The sequence below is a fragment of the Streptomyces sp. NPDC017943 genome (genome assembly GCF_044328425.1).
Classification (GTDB): Bacteria; Actinomycetota; Actinomycetes; order Streptomycetales; family Streptomycetaceae; genus Streptomyces; species Streptomyces djakartensis_A.
On sequence record NZ_JBIRHH010000004.1, the window covers coordinates 255616 to 273487 of the forward strand.

The 17872-nt window shown below is 74.2% G+C and carries 16 protein-coding genes; 5 read left to right on the forward strand and 11 right to left on the reverse strand.

Going from position 1 to position 17872, the window contains the following annotated elements:
* Positions 1 to 466 precede the first annotated feature (466 nt).
* Together ACH4C6_RS14680 and ACH4C6_RS14685 are read right to left on the reverse strand one after the other, a co-directional pair.
* Positions 467 to 1420, reverse strand: coding sequence for an NAD-dependent epimerase/dehydratase family protein (locus tag ACH4C6_RS14680; protein ID WP_398108941.1), 954 nt, complete (start codon positions 1418 to 1420; stop codon positions 467 to 469).
* Positions 1417 to 2079, reverse strand: a complete 663-nt coding sequence (locus ACH4C6_RS14685; protein ID WP_398108942.1) for a ScbR family autoregulator-binding transcription factor — start codon at positions 2077 to 2079, stop codon at positions 1417 to 1419. The genes ACH4C6_RS14680 and ACH4C6_RS14685 overlap by 4 nt, the downstream gene beginning before the upstream one ends.
* Before the next feature lie 141 nt (positions 2080 to 2220).
* Here ACH4C6_RS14685 and ACH4C6_RS14690 point away from each other — a divergent pair, with 141 nt between their 5' ends.
* Positions 2221 to 3165 (forward strand): ScbA/BarX family gamma-butyrolactone biosynthesis protein, encoded by a 945-nt coding sequence (locus ACH4C6_RS14690; protein WP_398108943.1) that lies wholly within the window; start codon positions 2221 to 2223, stop codon positions 3163 to 3165.
* On the opposite strand, the gene ACH4C6_RS14695 is transcribed toward ACH4C6_RS14690, so the two are convergent.
* Entirely contained in the window at positions 3143 to 4126 is a 984-nt protein-coding gene (locus ACH4C6_RS14695; protein WP_398108944.1) for a LysR family transcriptional regulator, read from the reverse strand. The two genes, ACH4C6_RS14690 and ACH4C6_RS14695, sit on opposite strands and share 23 nt — an antisense overlap.
* Before the next feature lie 107 nt (positions 4127 to 4233).
* Here ACH4C6_RS14695 and ACH4C6_RS14700 point away from each other — a divergent pair, with 107 nt between their 5' ends.
* Positions 4234 to 5202, forward strand: a complete 969-nt coding sequence (locus tag ACH4C6_RS14700) for a DMT family transporter (RefSeq protein ID WP_398108945.1) — start codon at positions 4234 to 4236, stop codon at positions 5200 to 5202.
* Positions 5199 to 5957 carry a cyclase family protein gene (locus tag ACH4C6_RS14705; protein ID WP_398108946.1) on the forward strand — a complete coding sequence of 253 codons (759 nt, stop codon included), beginning with the start codon at positions 5199 to 5201 and terminating at the stop codon, positions 5955 to 5957. Before ACH4C6_RS14700 ends, ACH4C6_RS14705 begins: the two co-directional genes overlap by 4 nt.
* Positions 5958 to 5997: 40 nt before the next feature.
* On the opposite strand, the gene ACH4C6_RS14710 is transcribed toward ACH4C6_RS14705, so the two are convergent.
* From ACH4C6_RS14710 to ACH4C6_RS14720, 3 genes are all read right to left on the reverse strand, one after another.
* The gene (locus ACH4C6_RS14710) at positions 5998 to 6357 is read right to left on the reverse strand and encodes a hypothetical protein (RefSeq protein ID WP_398108947.1); all 360 of its coding nucleotides are present in this window, start codon (positions 6355 to 6357) and stop codon (positions 5998 to 6000) included.
* A gap of 78 nt (positions 6358 to 6435) precedes the next feature.
* Positions 6436 to 7143 (reverse strand): TIGR03943 family putative permease subunit, encoded by a 708-nt coding sequence (locus ACH4C6_RS14715; RefSeq protein ID WP_398108948.1) that lies wholly within the window; start codon positions 7141 to 7143, stop codon positions 6436 to 6438.
* The gene (locus ACH4C6_RS14720) at positions 7140 to 8168 is read right to left on the reverse strand and encodes a permease (RefSeq protein ID WP_398108949.1); all 1029 of its coding nucleotides are present in this window, start codon (positions 8166 to 8168) and stop codon (positions 7140 to 7142) included. The genes ACH4C6_RS14715 and ACH4C6_RS14720 overlap by 4 nt, the downstream gene beginning before the upstream one ends.
* A gap of 182 nt (positions 8169 to 8350) precedes the next feature.
* Between ACH4C6_RS14720 and ACH4C6_RS14725 the strand changes: the two genes are divergently transcribed.
* Positions 8351 to 10255 carry a potassium channel family protein gene (locus ACH4C6_RS14725; RefSeq protein ID WP_398108950.1) on the forward strand — a complete coding sequence of 635 codons (1905 nt, stop codon included), beginning with the start codon at positions 8351 to 8353 and terminating at the stop codon, positions 10253 to 10255.
* 123 nt (positions 10256 to 10378) lie between these two features.
* Here ACH4C6_RS14725 and ACH4C6_RS14730 read toward each other — a convergent pair whose 3' ends face one another.
* The gene (locus ACH4C6_RS14730; protein WP_398108951.1) at positions 10379 to 12244 is read right to left on the reverse strand and encodes a prolyl oligopeptidase family serine peptidase; all 1866 of its coding nucleotides are present in this window, start codon (positions 12242 to 12244) and stop codon (positions 10379 to 10381) included.
* Between the two features lie 181 nt (positions 12245 to 12425).
* Between ACH4C6_RS14730 and ACH4C6_RS14735 the strand changes: the two genes are divergently transcribed.
* A complete protein-coding gene (locus tag ACH4C6_RS14735; RefSeq protein WP_398108952.1) occupies positions 12426 to 13223 on the forward strand; it encodes an SURF1 family protein in 798 nt (265 codons plus the stop codon).
* Between the two features lie 22 nt (positions 13224 to 13245).
* On the opposite strand, the gene ACH4C6_RS14740 is transcribed toward ACH4C6_RS14735, so the two are convergent.
* From ACH4C6_RS14740 to ACH4C6_RS14755, 4 genes are all read right to left on the reverse strand, one after another.
* Positions 13246 to 14283 carry a hypothetical protein gene (locus ACH4C6_RS14740; RefSeq protein ID WP_398108953.1) on the reverse strand — a complete coding sequence of 346 codons (1038 nt, stop codon included), beginning with the start codon at positions 14281 to 14283 and terminating at the stop codon, positions 13246 to 13248.
* A gap of 116 nt (positions 14284 to 14399) precedes the next feature.
* Positions 14400 to 14975, reverse strand: coding sequence for a SigE family RNA polymerase sigma factor (locus tag ACH4C6_RS14745; RefSeq protein WP_398109345.1), 576 nt, complete (start codon positions 14973 to 14975; stop codon positions 14400 to 14402).
* 523 nt (positions 14976 to 15498) lie between these two features.
* Entirely contained in the window at positions 15499 to 16575 is a 1077-nt protein-coding gene (locus ACH4C6_RS14750) for an aspartate-semialdehyde dehydrogenase (protein WP_398108954.1), read from the reverse strand.
* Positions 16575 to 17852, reverse strand: a complete 1278-nt coding sequence (locus ACH4C6_RS14755) for an aspartate kinase (protein ID WP_398108955.1) — start codon at positions 17850 to 17852, stop codon at positions 16575 to 16577. Before ACH4C6_RS14755 ends, ACH4C6_RS14750 begins: the two co-directional genes overlap by 1 nt.
* Positions 17853 to 17872 lie beyond the last annotated feature (20 nt).

The following is a 17872-nucleotide window of genomic DNA, read 5'->3' on the forward strand; positions in this document are numbered from 1 at the left end:
CTCCGGCCCGCCCGCACGGGGGGCGGCGGACGCCCCATGGGCCCGGTCCTGCGAACGTACCGCCGGGCGCCGCCGCGGACTCCCACCGCGCACGAACCCGGAACGGCTTGACCAAGTCGACGGCCATCTCCGCGACTTCCCCACGGCCCCCGCACACGCACCCGGCCAGCACCGTCCCGGCCCGCGCCACCACACCCCGGGCGAGGCCGACCACCCCACCCCGGCAAGCCGCCGCGCCGCGGCGAACAGGCACCGACCGCCACCGACCGCCGCGCCACCGCCGACCCGCCGCCGGGCCCCGGGCTCCGCCTCGCCGAACCAGGGCACCGTGAGGAGCGCGCCGGCTCCGCCGTACCAGGGCACCACGAACTCCGCCGCCTGGCACCGCCGTAGCCGGGGCGTCACCGAGGCCCTCGCCGGGCGGCCGCCGGAACCGGGGTGTCGCCGAAGCCCCGCTGGGGCCCTCTCAGGCCGCCGGTGCCTGCCGGCGGTACCAGGGGGCCGCCGCTGCCAGTCGGTAGAGCGGACCGGGGCCCGGGGCGCAGCCGGTGAGTCGCCAGATCTCCTCGCTGGCGTACCAGTGGTCACGGGCCAGCAGGGCGAACTGCCGCTCGCTGATGCGGCCCGGTGCCTGCCGCAGCCGTTCCACGCACCGGTCCCAGGGCCAGTCGGGTCCGGCCGCGGGCAGCACGTCCAGCTCCGCGAGCCTCGTCATGAGGTCGCCGTTGCGCACCGGAACCGGGTGGGACGCGTGGAAGACGCCCGGGCCGGCCGGTTCCGGTCCGGTGGCCAGGGCCGCGACGAGCCGGGCCAGGTCCTCGACGGCCACCAGGGACAACAGCGCGCGCCCGCCGTCCCAGCGGGCCGGAACCCGCCGCAGCAGTTCGCCGATCGCGGGCACGACCCAGCGGTCCCCCGCACCGAGGACGAGCCCGGGGCGCAGGACGACGGCGCCCGCCTCCAGGGCGATCCCCTCGGCCGCCAGCCGGGTCCTGCTGGCGGCGGACACGGGTGCGGGCACGACGCCGTCCACGGGGATGCCGCGGTGCGGTCCGGGGCCGTACACCGCCGCCGTGGAGAGCTGGACGATGCGCTCCACGCCGGCGCGACGGGCCTCACGGACGATCGCGCGGGTGCCGTCGACGTTCGTCCGCTCGCACTGCTCGTCGCTGCCGTCCACCCGGCAGGCCAGGTGGACGAGGACGTCCGTGCCGCTCGCCGCCCCGGCCACCGCGTCCGGGTCGGACAGGTCCGCGCGCAGCCACTCCACCCCCGGCTCCCGCGGCCCCTCCGGCACGGTCCGGGCGAGGGCCCGCACCTCGAGGTCGCGGCCCAGGGCGCGCTCCTTGCGCAGCCGGTCGAGCACGGCCCGGCCGACGAAGCCGGTCGAGCCCGTCAGCAGCACCCGGACCGGTCTCATGAAGCGGCCCCGTCCGCGACGTCGGCGGCGGCCTCTTCCGGCAGCCGGCCGTCGTCGGCGGGGAACCGCAGCGTGGCGACGACGTCCGGCGGCGCGATGGCCGGGAGCAGGCAGCGCAGCATCTCGTTTATGCGGCCGGGCAGGTCGTCGCGGTTGTTGGCCAGGCGGGACATGATCTGCGTGCCGGTGTAGGAGGCGACCAGCACCTGGGCGAAGGCGGCCTCGTCGACCTGCGGGTGCAGCTGGCCGAGTTCGCGGGCCTCGGCCAGGTAGATCCCGAACCGCTCGGCCCACCAGTCGTAGATCGAGTAGTCGAGGAGGTTCACCTCGCTCTGCTCGACGGCGAGGCGGACACCGGCCCGGAACAGGACGTCGGAGCGCATCTGCACCGCCAGGTACCGGCAGACGTCGATCAGTTGCTGGAGGCCCTTCGTCCCGGTGGGCCAGCGCAGCCCGGCGGCCTGCTCGACGATGACGGCGCGCGCCAGTTCCTCCTTCGACTTGAAGTGGAAGTACATGGCTCCGGTGGTCATGCCGGCCCGCTGCAGGATCGTGTTCAGCCCCGCACCGCGGTAACCGGCCTGGTCGAACACCTCGGCGGCCGCGCGGATGAGTGTGGCGCGGGTGCGTTCCGCGCGTTCCTGCCGTTGCCGTGCCATCGGCAGTCTCCCTAGTACCCGTAGACAAACAAAAAGAACGACCTCTATTTTATTCACGTCGGCGTCGGCCTGTCACGACCAACGACGCCGCTTCAGTTGCGCGTGCCCATTCGCAGAGCCACCGCATCCAGGGGGGACCTCGTGTCCATCGACATCGCCCAGCACTGCCTCGACGACAGCCGTTTTAACGTGATATCTCCGTCTTTCACCCACAAGACGAACGAGAGTGAAGTGCTGCTGCGCACCTGGCGGCGGACCGCGTCCGACTCCTTCACGGTCACCGCCGTCTGGCCCGCCGCGCACCCGTTCTACGGGAACCGCCTGGGCCTGCACGATCCGCTCCTGCTCTGCGAGACGGTCCGCCAGACGCTGCCGCTGCTGTCCCACGGCGCCTACCAGGTGCCGTTCGGGCACCAGTTGCTGTGGAAGGACTTCGACTGGACGCTCGACCCCGGCGTCGCGTACGCCGACGGCGACCCGGCGGAGCTCGACGTGCACATCACCTGCGACGAGGTGACCTACCGTCGTGAGCGGGCGGCCGGCATCTCGCTGCGCGCCGAGGTGGAGCGCGACGGCCGCCGACTGGCCACCGCACGCTCGCGGTTCACCATCCAGGACCGCACCGTCTACAACCGGCTGCGCGGTGCCTACGCCGACGCCGCCGCGGCCACCGCGCGGGCCGTTCCGCTGCCGCCCCCGGCCGGTCTCACGGCGTTCGGCCGCGACCGGTTCGAGGACGTGGTGCTGGCCGCGACGGACCTGCCCGACCGCTGGCAGCTGCGCGTCGACACCACCCACCCCTTCTTCTTCGACCATGTCGTGGACCACGCCCCGGGGATGCTGCTGCTCGAAGCCGCCCGGCAGGCGGCCCTGGCCACGGCCCATCCGCACTCCGCCGTCGTCACCGGCATGGACTCCGACTTCGTCAAGTACGCGGAGATGGACGCCCCGTGCCGGCTGGAGACCGAGCGGCTTCCGGAGCCGGGGCTGGTGCGCGTCGGCGCATGGCAGCACGACCGGGAGATCTTCTCCAGCGTGGTGAGCCTCGCCGCGGTACCGGCCGTCACCGCCGGCCGCGCCGCGTGACACGGGCGTGGTCCACCACCGCCCGCTCCCCCCGCACGCGCGCCCGGTCCGGGCCGTCGAGGGGCGGGTCGGCGGTGGTGGCCGCGTCCCGCAGCGCGTCCAGCAGCCCGCGCAGGGCGGGTTGTTCGAGCGCGGTGCTCCGGACGGCGGCCGAGATCACCCGGACCGGCTCGGGGTTGCGGACCGGGCGCACGACGACACCGGGGTGCAGGGTGCGCAGCCCCAGGCGCGGCATCAGGCCGACGCCGAGACCGGCCGCGACGAAGCCCTGCGCGGTGGCGTAGTCCTCGCTCTGGATGACGAAGTCGGGGCTGAAGCCGGCCGCCGCGCAGGCCTCGGTCACCGGCTCCAGGCACGGCCCGGGCGGCTCGCTGCCCACCCAGTGCTCGCCGGCCAGCTCGTGCAGGTCGACGACGTCCTCGCCGGCGAGCGGATGGCCGGCGGGAAGCACCGCCGCGTACGGGTCGTCGAGGAGGCGTACGAGCTCGAAGCCCTCGCCCGAGCGGCCCGGGGCCTGCACGACGACGGCCAGGTCGGCCCGGCCGCGCGCCACGTCCTCGAACGGGTCCTCCGGGTCGGTGAGCCGCAGGTCGACCCGGACGCCGGGGTGCTCGGCCCGCAGCCGGGCCAGGGCCGGGGCGACCAGCGTGGAGCCGGCGGTGGCGAAGTAGCGCACCGCCAGGCGTCCGGTGCGGCCGGCCCGCAGGTCGGCCAGGGCGGACTCCGCCCGGGCGACCGCCGAACCGATCAGCGCCGCGTGCTCGGTGAGCAGCAGACCGGCGGGCGTGGGCCGCACGCCCCGGCCGACCCGCTCCAGCAGCGCCGTGCCGGCCTGCTTCTCCAGGGCCGCGACCTGCTGGCTGACGGCGGACGGGGTGTAGCCGAGGTGGGCCGCCGCGGCGGTGACGGTGCCGCTGGTGACCACCGCGCGCAGGACCTGGAGTCGCCTCACGTCGAGCATGTAATGCAGCTTAACAGAATGTGCAGAACCATTTGCTTGTGCTCAATCCACTACTGGGGCACCGTCGAAGGTGCGGGCCTGCCGGGGCCCGGCGAAGGAGGGCCGTGGTGGACGGTGGGACAAGGGGCCTGCGGGGCGGGGTGCGGGTGGCCGTGCTCGCCCTGCTGTGGGGCTCGACCTTCCTGTGGATCGAACTGGCGCTGCGCGGGCTCTCCCCGCTGCAGGTCACGTTCGTCCGCTGCTTCCTCGGCGCGCTCGTGCTCCTGGGCGCGGCCCGGGCGACGGGCCGGAGGCTGCCGCGAGGCGCCGCCGTCTGGCGTCACCTGGTCGTCGCGGCCTTCTTCTGCAACGCCCTCCCCTTCGCGCTGTTCAGCCTGGGCCAGCAGACCGTCGGCTCCGGACTCGCCGGGGTCCTGAACGCCACGACCCCGCTGTGGTCGGTGGTGCTCGGTCTCGTCCTGGGCTCGGAACGCGGGATCCGGCCGGTCCGGCTCGGCGGGCTGCTGCTCGGCTTCGCCGGCACGATCGTCATCTTCGCCCCCTGGCACACCTCCCAGGCCATCGGCTGGGGAGCCCTGGCCATCCTCGGAGCGGCCGCCAGCTACGCCGTGGCGTTCACCTACATGGGCCGCACCCTGGTCCGCCGGGGCACGCCGACCCTCTCCCTGTCGTCCGCCCAGCTGCTGGCGGCCGGCGGGCTGACCGCCGTGGCCCTGCCGGTGGGCGGTTCGGAGCCGGTGGACCTCTCGCCGGTGGTGCTGGTGGCCGCCGTGGTCCTCAGCGTGTTCTGCACCGCCGTCACGTTCCACCTCACGTACCGCATCATCAACGACGAGGGCGCCACCAACGCGGCCGTGGTCGGCTACCTGCTGCCGGTGGTCTCCGTCCTCCTCGGCGTGGTCGTCCTGGGCGAGCAGGTCGGTGTCCGCGTGGTGCTCGGCATGGCCGTGGTCCTGGCCGGTGTCGCCATGACCCGGGCCGGCGCCGGCAGGGCCCGTGGCGACGGCCCGGGGACCGTCCCGCACTCCGCGCCCGCCTCCGCGCAACGGCAGGACGCAGCGGGGGGATCGCGGTGAGCGGCGAGGAGCCCCGGCTGTGGTCCCTGCACCGTGAGCTGACCGAGGGCACCGTGTTCACCGACCTCACCCACGCCTTCCGCCCGGGCCAGCCCCACTTCCCCGGCTTCGGCGACGAACGGCGCGAGACCCTCTTCGACCTGGCACGCGGCGACGGCTTCACCGTGCACCGCTACACCCTCGCCGGCCAGTGGGGCACCCATGTCGACCCGCCCTCGCACTTCGTGGCCGGGGCCCGCACCCTGGACCGCATCCCGGTGCGGGAGATGGTCCTGCCGCTGGTCGTGCTCGACATCACCGCCCGGGTCGCCGCCGACCCCGACGCCACCCCCACCCTGGACGACGTGACGTCCTGGGAGCGCCGCAACGGGCGTGTCCCGGCGGGTTCGTTCGTCGCCCTGCGCACCGGGTGGAGCCGGCGCTGGCCGGACCCGGAGGCGATGGACAACCGGGACGGCGACGGCGTCCGCCACACCCCGGGCTGGTCGCGTGAGGTCCTGCGGTACCTGTTCGAGGACGCGGGCGTGACCGCCATCGGTCACGAGCAGGCCGACACCGACCCGGGGCTCGCCGCCTCCGCGGGGGACCACGGCCTGGAGGAGTACGTGCTCGCCCGCGACCGCTGGCAGCTGGAACTGCTCGCCCACCTGGACCGGGTCCCCGAGGCGGGCTCGCTGCTCGTCGCCTCCTGGCCCCGGCCGCACGGCGGTTCCGGCTTCCCGGCCCGGGTGTTCGCCATCCATCCGGCGGTGTGACGGCCGGCGGTGTGACGTCTGGCGGTGTGACGGCCGGCGGTCAGGTCAGCGTCCCGGTCAGCGTGCCCGCCGCCGTGAGCGCGAGGAAGGCCGCGCCCCAGAGCATCGCGTGCCGTGTGCGGCGGTGCTTCGCCGTGACAGTCGGGCCGGGGCCGGCGGCCAGGTTCAGCAGGAACAGGGACGGGGCGCAGGCCGCGCAGCCGGTCCACAGCAGGAGTTGAGGCAGCACGGCGTACTGGGCCGGCGTGAGGACGCCCGTGGTGATCGCCGTGAGCAGGGCGGTCAGCGCCGCGCCCAGGGTGGCCAGCACCAGGTTCGCCCGGCCGTCGGCCCTCGCCCGCTCGCGCCTCGCCGACGCGGTGACTCCGCTTCCCGCTCGCCGGGTCTCGAGTGTGGTCATCAGCCCCCCTCGCTGATCAGCGGCAGATCCGAGTGCGGCAGGTCCGAGTACCCCGATCGGGGCCCGCCACACCGGAGTTCAGCCGTTCGGTGTCTCGTCGTAGGGATCCTTCGGCGCCGGGACGGGACGGGAGGCGGTGACGTCGACGTAGGGGATCGGGCCGCCGTTGACCGGGTCCTCCGTGCGGCGCGGGGTGTAGTGGCCGGTGATCTCCAGCCAGGTGTCCGGGCGCAGCACCGGCGGGATGTCCCCGGTCAGGGCGATCTTGACCGGCTGGGCGTCCGCCGCGCAGCAGTTGAGGCCCATGCGGACCAGGTACGGGGTGCCGGCGCGGTCGAGGGCGACGAAGCCGGTGATCCGCACCTCGCGGTCGCGCAGGGAGCGGCCGTCGTCGTAGACGGCCCGGCCGGCGTAGTCCGCCACGGCGAGGCGCAGGGGGTCGCCGGCGGGCAGGGGCGGGAAGCCGAGGGGCTCGGTCAGGGCCGTGCCGGTGCGGGTCGCGCTGTAGGAGCCGAGGGCCGGCGGTGCGACCAGGATCAGGGCGAAGACCGGCAGGACGAGCAGCCAGGAGACGCGGGGTTCGCGGTGCCCGTGCCCGTCCGCCGGGGTGCGGCGGCGGTCGTACCAGAGGGTCGCCGCCGCCGTGGCGATCAGGACCGCGCCCGCCAGCAGCACCAGGGGGCGCAGCCCCTCCTTGACGTAGCGGAGGTAGAGGTCGGTCGTGCCGGCGTGCAGGAGCGTCGCGCCGAGCAGGAACAGCAGGGCCGACTGGGCGAGGCGGTTCACAGCAGGACCGTTCCGGTCAGGGCCGACACCAGCACGGCCAGGGCGAAGGTCGCGGGGGCGAAGCGCAGCGCGAAGGCCCGGCCGAAGGTGCCCGCCTGCATCGCGAAGAGCTTCAGGTCGATCATCGGGCCGACGACCAGGAACGTCAGCCGGGCCGTCAGGGAGAACTGGGTGAGGGACGCGGCGACGAACGCGTCCGCCTCGGAGCAGAGGGACAGCAGCACGGCCAGCGCCGCGAGGACAAGGACCGACAGCACCGGGTGGCCGGCCGCCGCCCCCAGCCAGTGCGCCGGGACCACCGCCTTCAGCGTCGCCGCGGCCATCGCGCCGACGACGAGGAATCCGCCCGCGTGCACCACGTCGTGGCGGACCGAGCCCCAGAAGGCCGCCCCCTTGCCCTGCCCCTCGTAGGAGGCCCGGGCCGGGGGTCGCAGCCAGTCCGCGCGGCCGAGCCGGTGCCAGAGCCAGCCCATGGCGCAGGCCACGAGCAGGCTCGCCGCGAAACGGGCCAGGACCATCTCCGGGTTCGAGGGGAAGGCCACGGCCGTCGCCGTCAGCACGATCGGGTTGATGGCGGGCGCCGACAGCAGGAACGCCAGCGCCGCCGCCGGCGTGACCCCGCGGCGCACGAGGGCACCGGCCACCGGCACGGACGCGCACTCGCAGCCCGGGAGCACCGCACCGGCCGCGCCCGCCACCGGCACGGCCAGCACCGGATGCCGGGGCAGGGCGCGGGCGAAGAAGGACGGCGGCACGAACACCGCGATCGCCGCGGACAGCAGCACCCCCAGCACCAGGAACGGCAGGGCCTGGACCAGGACCGCGACGAACACCGTCATCCAGCTCTGCATCACCGGCGCGGCCAGCACCCCGCGCACCGGGTCCTGGAACATCACCGCCGTGATCAGCAGCAGGATCAGCAGGAGCGGGGAGTCGAGCCGCCGGGTCGCCGGCGGGGTGCTCCCGTCCGGCGCGGTGGACGCGCGCTCGCCGCCGTCGCGGGGGGCGCTCTTCGTGGTGGTCACGGGCCCGGTACCTCCGGTGGTGCGCGGGGGCGTTCCCCGTTTCCTCCCCGTGCGTACGTGCCGGCGGGCCCGTGCGTTCACGCACCGGCGGCCCCTTCTGGAACCGTCCGGCCGGGTGGGGCAGTCTTCTCCCCGTGGGGAGCGTTCCGAACCAAGGTCAGCCAGGTGAACCGGCCACGCACATGATCGTGTGCGGCGACGACGGTCTCGCACACCGCCTCGCCGCCGAACTGCGGGGTGTGTACGGCGAACAGGTCACCCTCGTCGTGCCGCCCTCCGGACGCCGGGTGCGGCAGCCGGTGGTCGGACGGGCCCGGGCCGCCTCGGCCGCCCTGCTCGACCGGGTCAGCGCCGCCGTCAACCGGGCGGGGACGGGCGGGGCCGGGGGCGAACCGGCCGGGATCGAACAGGTCGTGGAGGCCGCGGAGGTCACCGAGGCGGTGCTCGGCGAGGCCGGGGCGGAACGGGCGGCGGCCCTGGCCCTCGTGTACGACGACGACGAGACCAACATCCGTGCCGCGCTCACCGCCCGCCGCCTCAACCCCCGGCTGCGGCTGGTCCTGCGGCTGTACAACCGCCGGCTGGGGCAGCACATCGAGGAACTCCTCGACCAGACGGCCGCGTTGGCCTCCGGCTCGGGCCCGGGCGGCGGGCCGGGCTTCGACACGTCGACGACCGTGCTGTCGGACGCCGACACGGCCGCGCCCGCCCTGGCCGCCACCGCCCTGGTCGGCACCAGCAAGGTCGTGCAGACCGAGGGGCTCGTCCTGCGCGCCGTCGAACGGCAGCCGCCCCGGCCGGGCGAGGTGGCCGACCCGGGGCTGTGCACGCTGGCCCTGCTGTCCGCGACGAGCAACGACCCGGCCGGGGCCGACGGTTCGGAGGGCAGCGGGGAGCAGGGGCCGCAGTTGCTGCCCGACGAGGCCGCGGTGGCGGCGGCGACGGGGCGCGGGACCGTCGTCCTGGAGCAGGTGTCGTACTCCGGCCCCGCCCTGGCCAACGGGCGCGGCGGCGTACCGCCGTTGGGTTCGCTGTTCTCGCGGCGGCTGCGGTGGTCGCTGGCCGGGCTGATCGGGTGCGTGCTGGCCCTCGCGGTCGCGCTGACGCTGGTGACCGGCGAGCACCCGCTGTACGCCACCTACGTCACCCTGCTCGACCTGTTCGGCATCAACGACCCCGCGTTCCACCAGCCGACGGGCCAGCAGGTGCTGCAACTGCTGTCCGGGCTGGTGGGGTTGCTGCTGCTGCCGGTGCTGCTGGCCGCGGTCCTGGAGGCCCTGGGCACCTTCCGCAGCGCGTCGGCACTGCGCAAGCCGCCGCGGGGGCTGGGCGGTCACGTGGTGCTGCTCGGACTGGGCAAGATCGGGACCCGCGTGCTGACGCGGCTGCGGGAGCTGCACATCCCCGTGGTGTGCGTGGAGTCCGACCCGGAGGCACGCGGCATGGCCACCGCGCGGCGCCTGCGGGTGCCGGTGGTGCTCGGCGACGTCACGCAGGAGGGCGTGCTGGAGGCGGCGAAGATCCACCGGGCCCATGCCCTGCTGGCGCTGACCAGCGCGGACACCACGAACCTGGAGGCGTCGCTGTACGCCCGGTCCCTGCGGCCCGACCTGCGCGTCGTCCTGCGCCTGTACGACGACGACTTCGCCACCGCCGTCTACCGGACGCTGCGGGCCGCGCACCCGTCCGCCCTGACGCGCAGCCGCAGCGTGTCCCACCTGGCCGCGCCCGCCTTCGCCGGGGCGATGATGGGGCGGCAGATCCTCGGGGCGATCCCGGTGGAGCGGCGGGTGCTGCTCTTCGCGGAGATCGAGGTGGGCGGGCACCCGCAACTGGAGGGCCGCACGGTCGGCGAGGCGTTCCGGCCGGGGGCCTGGCGGGTGCTGGCGCTCAACACCGCGCCCTCCGGGGGCCGGCGGGGTGAGCGGGAGGTCGCCGAGGACGACGGTGCGGCGACCTCTGGACTGGTGTGGGACCTGCCTCCTTCGTACGTGCTGGGGGCCGGGGACCGGGTGGTGCTGGCCGCGACCCGGCGGGGCCTCGCGGAGCTGCTGGGACGCAGACGGCGGGAGCGGGCGGGGGCGTGACGCCGGGCGATGCCCCGCCCTCGGCGCGGACGCCCGGGGGAGCGCACCGACCCGAGGGGCGCGGGGCACCGCCCGGCCGGCCGGCACCCGCCCGCGGCCGCCGCACCACCCCCGCCTCCCGGGCTACCGGGCGCCCGTCACCTCCTTGAGGTGCCGCTCCGCGAACTCCAGCTCCAGCCGCACCTGCTTGATCCGCTCGTCCACGACCAGCGAGCCGTGGCCGGCGTCGTAGCGGTAGACCTCGTGGACCGCGCCCCGCGCCTCCAGGCGCGCGACGTAGTTCTCGATCTGGCGGATCGGGCAGCGCGGGTCGTTCACGCCGGCCGAGATGTACACCGGGGCCGTGACCTTGTCGACGTACGTGATCGGTGAGGAGGCCTCGAAGCGGTCGGGGACCTCCTCCGGGGTGCCGCCGAGGAGCGTGCGGTCCATCGCCTTCAGCGCCTCCATCTCGTCGTGGTAGGCGGTGACGTAGTCGGCGACGGGGACCGCGGCGATGCCGAGGGCCCACATGCCGGGCTGCACGCCCAGGCCGAGGAGGGTGAGGTAGCCGCCCCAGGAGCCGCCGGTGAGGATCAGGCGGTCGGGGTCGGCGAGGCCGGACCCGACGGCCCAGTCGCGCACCGCGGCGATGTCCTCCAGCTCGATGAGCCCCACGCGGTGCTTCAGGGCGTCCGTCCAGGCCCGGCCGTAGCCCGTGGAGCCGCGGTAGTTGACGCGGACCACCGCGTAGCCGTGATCGACCCAGGCGGCCGGGGCCGCGGCGAAGGAGTCGCTGTCGTGCCAGGTGGGGCCGCCGTGGATGTCGAAGACCGTGGGGAGCGGGCCGGTGGCGCCCTCGGGCTTCTGCACCAGGGCGTGGATACGGCCGCCGGGGCCCTCCACCCACACGTCCCGCACGGGCACCGAGCCGGGCGACTTCATGCCGGGCGGGTCGAGCACCACACCGCCGGTCGTGGAGCGCACGGCCGGGGGCTCGGCGGCCGAGGACCACAGGAACTCGACGCTGCTGTCCGGGCGGGCCGTCGCCCCGGACACCGTGCCGGGCGGGGTGGGGATCCGGGACAGGGCGCGGCCCGCCAGGTCGTAGCGGAACAGCTCGCTGCGCGCCTCGAAGCTGTGGACGATGAGCAGGCCGCTGCCGTCCGGATACCACTCGGCACCGACGTCGCCCGGCAGCTCCAGCGCCAGGTCCGTCTGCTCGCCGGTGGCCACGTCCCATACGAGGGGTTCCCAGCGGCCGCGGCGCTGGTGGCCGATCAGCAGACGCGTGTCACCGTCGACGGGCGCGAAGCCGAGGACCTCCAGGCCCAGCTCGCGGGTGCCGCCCTCGGTGTCGTCGAGCTCGGCGACCGGCGTGCCGTCGGGGCGCAGCACGCGCAGGGCGGAGTGCATCGCGTCGCCGTGCTCGGTGTGCTCGACGGCGATCAGGGAGCCGTCGTGGGAGAGGTCTCCGACGCTGGCCGACTCGCGGTGGCGGTAGATCTCCACGGGGCTCTCGCCGGTGCGCACGAGGTGGATCGTCGTCCCGTCCTCGTCGGTCGAGCGGCCCACGACCGCCGTCCGGCCGTCGCGGCCGAGGGCGAGGCCCGCCGGGTAGGAGGCGTCCAGGCCGTCGGCGGCCGGTTCGTCCGCGCCGCCCTCGAAGGGCTGACGGCGCCAGACGCCGAACTCGTCGCCGTCCTTGTCGTCGAACCACCAGATCCAGGCGCCGTCGGGCGTCAGCACGCCGTCCGTCGTGCCGTTGGGCCGGTCGGTCACCTGGCGCTGCTCGCCCGTGGCCCGGTCCCAGGCGTACAGCTCGTAGGTCCCCGTCGCGTTGGACACGAACAGGGAGCGCTCCGGCGCGTCCAGCGCCCAGTCGGGCAGGGACACCCGGGGTGCCCGGAAGCGCTTCTCCCAGTCCGGCATCGGCTCCTGCCGCCCCGACGCCGCCCCTCGCTGCTGGTCCCGCTGATCCCGCGCTTCGGACCCGTTGCTCTCAGTCATGGCCCCATAGTGCACGCACAGGCCACCTGTTCGCCGACGAGGTCCCCAGCCTGTGGAAAACCCGCGACGGTCCCCCTCGGCGCCCGGCCGGCCGCGGCGCCCGCGGGAGCGTCCCCGCGGCGGGACCGCCGTTGCCCACCCCGCGGGCCGGGGACGCCCCCCGGCCCCGTACCGTGGGGGTGTGTACCGGTTTCTGCTGACGCCCCGATGGTGGGGGATCAACGTCTTCGTGCTGTTGTCCATCCCCTTCTGCATCTTCATGGGGTCCTGGCAGCTGGGCCGGTTCGAGGACCGTGTGCAGGACCACCGCACCGCGACCGAGCAGGTCTCCCGGGCGGGGAGCGAGGCGCCGCGGCCGCTCGGCGAGATGCTGCCGGTGACCAAGGCGACGTCCGGCAAGCCGGTCACCGCCACCGGCCGCTACGGCAAGCAGCTGCTGGTCCCGGACCGCAAGCTCGACGAGCGGCAGGGCTTCTACGTGCTGACGCTGCTGCGCACCGACGCGGGTGAGGCGCTTCCGGTGGTGCGCGGCTGGCTGCCGGGCACCGCCGACGCGGCGAAGGCGCCCGCCCCGCCGCGCGGCGAGGTCACGGTCACCGGCGTGCTCCAGGCGTCGGAGACCCCGGGCGACAACGGGGTCAGCGCGCGGGGCGGGCTGCCCGCGGGGCAGACCGCGGCGATCAGCGCGGCGTCGCTGGTGAACCTGGTCTCCTACGACGTGTACGACGCGTGGGTGACGCTGACCGACGGCGACGCGGGGATGAAGGCGGTGCCCGCCGCCGCGCCGCCGGACTCCGGGCTCGACCTGAAGGCGTTCCAGAACCTCGGGTACACCGCCGAGTGGTTCGCCTTCGTCGGGTTCGTGATCTTCATGTGGTTCCGGTTGCTGCGCCGCGAGACCGAACTCGCGCGCGACCTGGAGCTGGGCCTGGTGCCGGACGGGGAAGCGGCCACCGTGGAGACCGCCGCCGCCAAGTAGCCCCGGCCGGGCCCGGCAGGGATCACCCCGCCAGGACCCCCGTCCAGTACACGGTCCCCGCGCACGCGTTCGACACCGTGACCGAGCCCGCGCCCGAGCCGGTGCCCGGGGTGTACGTCACCGCCACGCTGCCGTCGGCCGTGCCGTCCTCCCGGAGGAGCTGCGTGCCGGTGCCCGTGTCGCCGCCGGTGGAGGTGCCCGCCGTGGCCGCCGGGTCGCCCGACGGGGTGGGGTCGGGGCTCGGGTCGGGGCCGCCGGTGCCGCCGCCCGGGGTGCCGCAGGTCTCCGAGGGGACCCAGGCGAACTTCACCTCGTAGCCGGTGCCCGGCTGGAGCACCAGCCCGGCCGCCTCCAGGGACGGGTCGGGCAGCAGACCGGCGGCCGCGTCACCCGCGGCGTGCCGGAGCGTGCCGACCTTCGCCGGGTCCGCCCCGCCCTGCGCCGCGGCGTAGACCGAGCCGGGGCCGGTGACCGTGCAGGCCGCACCGGAGACGTTCACGACGCGGAAGGAGCCGGAGACCGCGCCGGTGGAGTCCGGGGCGCCGCTGCTGCCGGAGGCGGGGCCGAGCTGGGCGGCGGTGCAGGCCGCGACGCCGGCGCCGGTCGTGGAGGAGGGGCCGGTGCCGCCGCTGGAGGCACCCTTGGAGGCGCCGGAGCCCTTGCCCTTGTCCTTGTCCTTCTTGCCGTGCTTCTCCTTCTCCTCGACCTTGTCGGAGGGCTTGCCCGAGGAGTTCTCACCGCCGTCCGGGTCCTTGCCCCCGCCCGAGCCGCCGGGCGTCTCGGAGGCGTGGCCGATGGCGGAGGGGTTGGCGTCGGAGCCGGTGGCGTTGGAGACGTGCACCAGCGCGGGGACGGCGGTGCCCACGAACAGCGCGGCCGCCGCCATGCCCACCAGGGCCTGGCGCTTGCGGGCGCGCCGCTGCGGCACCGCCTTGCGCAGGTAGTCCAGGGTGCCGTCGCGCGGCTCCACCTCGTGCACCGCCTGCTGCAGCAGCCTGCGCAGGTCCAGCTCGTCCGAGTCGAGCCGGTCCGGGCTCTGGTCGTCGGGGCCGTGGTTCACAGTTCCGTTCCCAGCGTGCGATTGCTTCGGATCTTGCCCGTGCAGCCTTGTCGGCTCGTGCCACTCGAAGGGCTCGTGCCGGTCGCGCCCGTCGCGGGGCGCACCGTCGCCGTCGCTCATGCCGGCGCCTCCATGGCGACCCGCAGCGCCGCGATGCCGCGCGAGCCGTACGCCTTGACGGAGCCCAGCGATATGCCGAGCGTCTCGGCGACCTGCGCCTCGGTCATGTCCGCGAAGTAGCGCAGCACGAGCACCTCGCGCTGGCGGCGCTGCAGGCCCTTCATCGCCGTGATGAGGGAGTCGCGCTCCAGCTGGTCGTAGGCGCCCTCCTCGGCACTGGCCATGTCCGGCATGGGCTTGGACAGCAGCTTCAGGCCGAGTATGCGGCGGCGCAGCGCCGAACGCGAGAGGTTCACGACGGTCTGGCGCAGGTACGCCAGGGTCTTCTCGGGGTCGCGGACCCGCTTGCGGGCGGAGTGGACACGGATGAACGCCTCCTGGACGACGTCCTCGCAGGAGGCCGTGTCGTCGAGGAGGAGGGCGGCGAGACCCAGCAGCGAGCGGTAGTGCGCGCGGTAGGTCTCGGTGAGGTGATCGACGGTCGTCCCGGCCGCGACCGAGTCCTCGGCGCCGTCACGCTGACTGGGGATGCGGGCCGGCCGCGCTGCGGGCACGGGCGCGATCACCGGCATGCCACCGGGCGCGCCGGGCATGCGGGGTCGGAGAGCCGCCGGACGGGGCGGTCTGAGGACCGTGCCGCGTGCCGCGCTGAAGTCGAGTACCTCTGCCACGCTTGTTGGACACGCTCACCCCGGTGAGGGTTGTACGTGCCGGGCGTCACTTTCGTGCCGACCGCCGCCACCGACGGTCTACCCGCGTCAGGCAGCACAACCGATGGTGCATCAAATGCCCTCATGCGTCCCGCTCTTCCCCTATGTCCAGATGTGACCGGGCGTCCCCACGTCCGGTTCCAGGCGTCCCCACGCCTGACAAGCGCTCTCACGGCCCGAAGGGCGACCGCAAAGACGCTCCCCGCCCTCCGCGTGGTTGCGGAGAGCGGGGAGATAAATCCTCCGTCGCGAAAGCCCCAGGCCACAAGTGGTCCGGATCATCGACCGGATCACATGCGGGGTGCACCGATCCTACAAACCGGCACCGACATCGGCCCGGGAGTTTCCGGGCCGGCGGGCGGTCACGGGGGCGTGGCAGCCGCTCTCAGGAGAGTTCCCGGGCCACCAGTTCGGCGATCTGGGCGGTGTTGAGCGCGGATCCCTTGCGCAGGTTGTCCCCGCACACGAAGAGTTCCAGCGCGGTCGGATCGTCCAGGGCCCGGCGCACCCGCCCGACCCAGGTCGGGTCGGTGCCCACGACGTCGGCGGGGGTGGGGAACTCCCCCGCGGCCGGGTTGTCGAACAGCACCACCCCGGGCGCCGTGGCGAGGATCTCGCGCGCCTTGTCGACGGTGACCTCGCCCTCGAAGCGGGCGTGCACGGTCAGCGAGTGCGTGGTGATCACGGGGACGCGCACACAGGTGACGGCGACCGGCAGCTCGGGCATCCCGAGGATCTTGCGGGTCTCGCCCCGCACCTTCAGCTCCTCCGAGGACCAGCCGTCCTCGCACGCCGTACCGGTCCACGGCACGACGTTCAGCGCGACGGGCTCCGGGAACGGCCCGGTGCGGTCGCCGAGGGCCCGCCGCACGTCCCCGGGGTGGGTGCCCAGTTCGGTGCCGGCCACCAGGGACAGCTGGCGGCGCAGGGTCGCCACGCCCTCGCGCCCGGCGCCACTGACCGCCTGGTACGAGGAGGCGACCAGCTCGCGCAGGCCGAACTCGGCGTGCAGCGCGCCCAGCGCCACGATCATGGAGAGCGTCGTGCAACTGGGGTTGGCGATGATGCCGCGCCGGCGCATGCGCACGGCGTGCGGGTTCACCTCGGGCACGACGAGCGGCACGTCCGGGTCCATCCGGAACGAGCCGGAGTTGTCGACCACCACCGCGCCCTTGGCGACGGCGACGGGCGCCCACTGCTCGGCGACCTCGTCGGGGACGTCGAACAGCGCGACGTCGACCCCGTCGAAGGCCTCCTCGGTGAGCGCCACGACCTCGGTCTCCTCGCCCCGCACGGCCAGCTTGCGGCCGGCCGAGCGCGCGGAGGCGACGAGCCGGATCTCGCCCCAGACGTCGGCGCGCTCGGACAGGATCCGCAGCATGACCGTGCCGACGGCGCCGGTCGCCCCCACCACGGCGAGCGTGGGCCGGCCGGACCGGCCGGCCCCTCCAAGGCCGGTCATCAGCGGCCGGTGCCTCCGTAGACGACGGCCTCGTCGCTGTCGGAGTCGAGACCGAAGGCCGTGTGCACGGCGCGGACGGCCTCGGGGACGTCGTCGGCGCGGGTGACGACCGAGATGCGGATCTCGGAGGTCGAGATCAGCTCGATGTTCACGCCCGCCCGGGACAGGGCCGTGAAGAAGTCGGCCGTGACGCCCGGGTTGGTCTTCATGCCGGCGCCGACGAGGGAGATCTTGCCGATCTGGTCGTCGTAGCGCAGCGAGTCGAAGCCGATGCCGGCCCTGTTCTTCTCGAGCGCGTCGATGGCCTTGCGGCCCTCGGTCTTCGGCAGCGTGAAGGAGATGTCCGTCAGGCCCGTGGAGGCGGCGGACACGTTCTGCACGACCATGTCGATGTTGATCTCGGCGTCGGCGATCGTACGGAAGATCGAGGCCGCCTCGCCCGGCTTGTCCGGCACGCCGACGACCGTGACCTTGGCCTCGGAGGTGTCGTGCGCGACACCGGAGATGAGAGCCTGCTCCACCTGCTTGTCCCCTTGATCGATCGGCTCGCTGCTGACCCACGTGCCCTGAAGTCCGCTGAAGCTGGACCGGACGTGGATCGGGATGTTGTACCGGCGGGCGTACTCCACGCAGCGGTGGAGGAGCACCTTGGACCCGGACGCCGCCAGTTCGAGCATGTCCTCGAAGGAGATCCAGTCGATCTTCTTCGCCTTCTTCACCACGCGCGGGTCGGCGGTGAATACGCCGTCCACGTCGGTGTAGATCTCGCAGACGTCGGCGTCGAGCGCGGCCGCGAGGGCCACCGCCGTGGTGTCGGAGCCGCCGCGGCCGAGGGTGGTGATGTCCTTGGTGTCCTGGCTGACGCCCTGGAAACCGGCGACGATCGCGATGTTGCCCTCGTCCACCGAGGTCTTGATGCGGCCCGGCGTGACGTCGATGATCCGGGCCTTGTTGTGGACCGAGTCGGTGATGACACCTGCCTGGCTGCCGGTGAACGACTGCGCCTCGTGGCCCAGTTTCTTGATCGCCATCGCCAGCAGGGCCATGGAGATCCGCTCTCCGGCGGTCAGCAGCATGTCGAGCTCGCGCCCGGCAGGCATCGGGGAAACCTGCTCGGCGAGATCGATCAGCTCGTCCGTCGTGTCGCCCATCGCGGAAACGACGGCAACCACCTGGTTGCCACTCTGCTTCGCTTCCACGATCCGCTTGGCGACGCGCTTGATGCCCTCGGCATCGGCTACGGAGGAGCCTCCGTACTTCTGCACGACAAGGCCCACGTGCGCTCCTCGCTCAATCC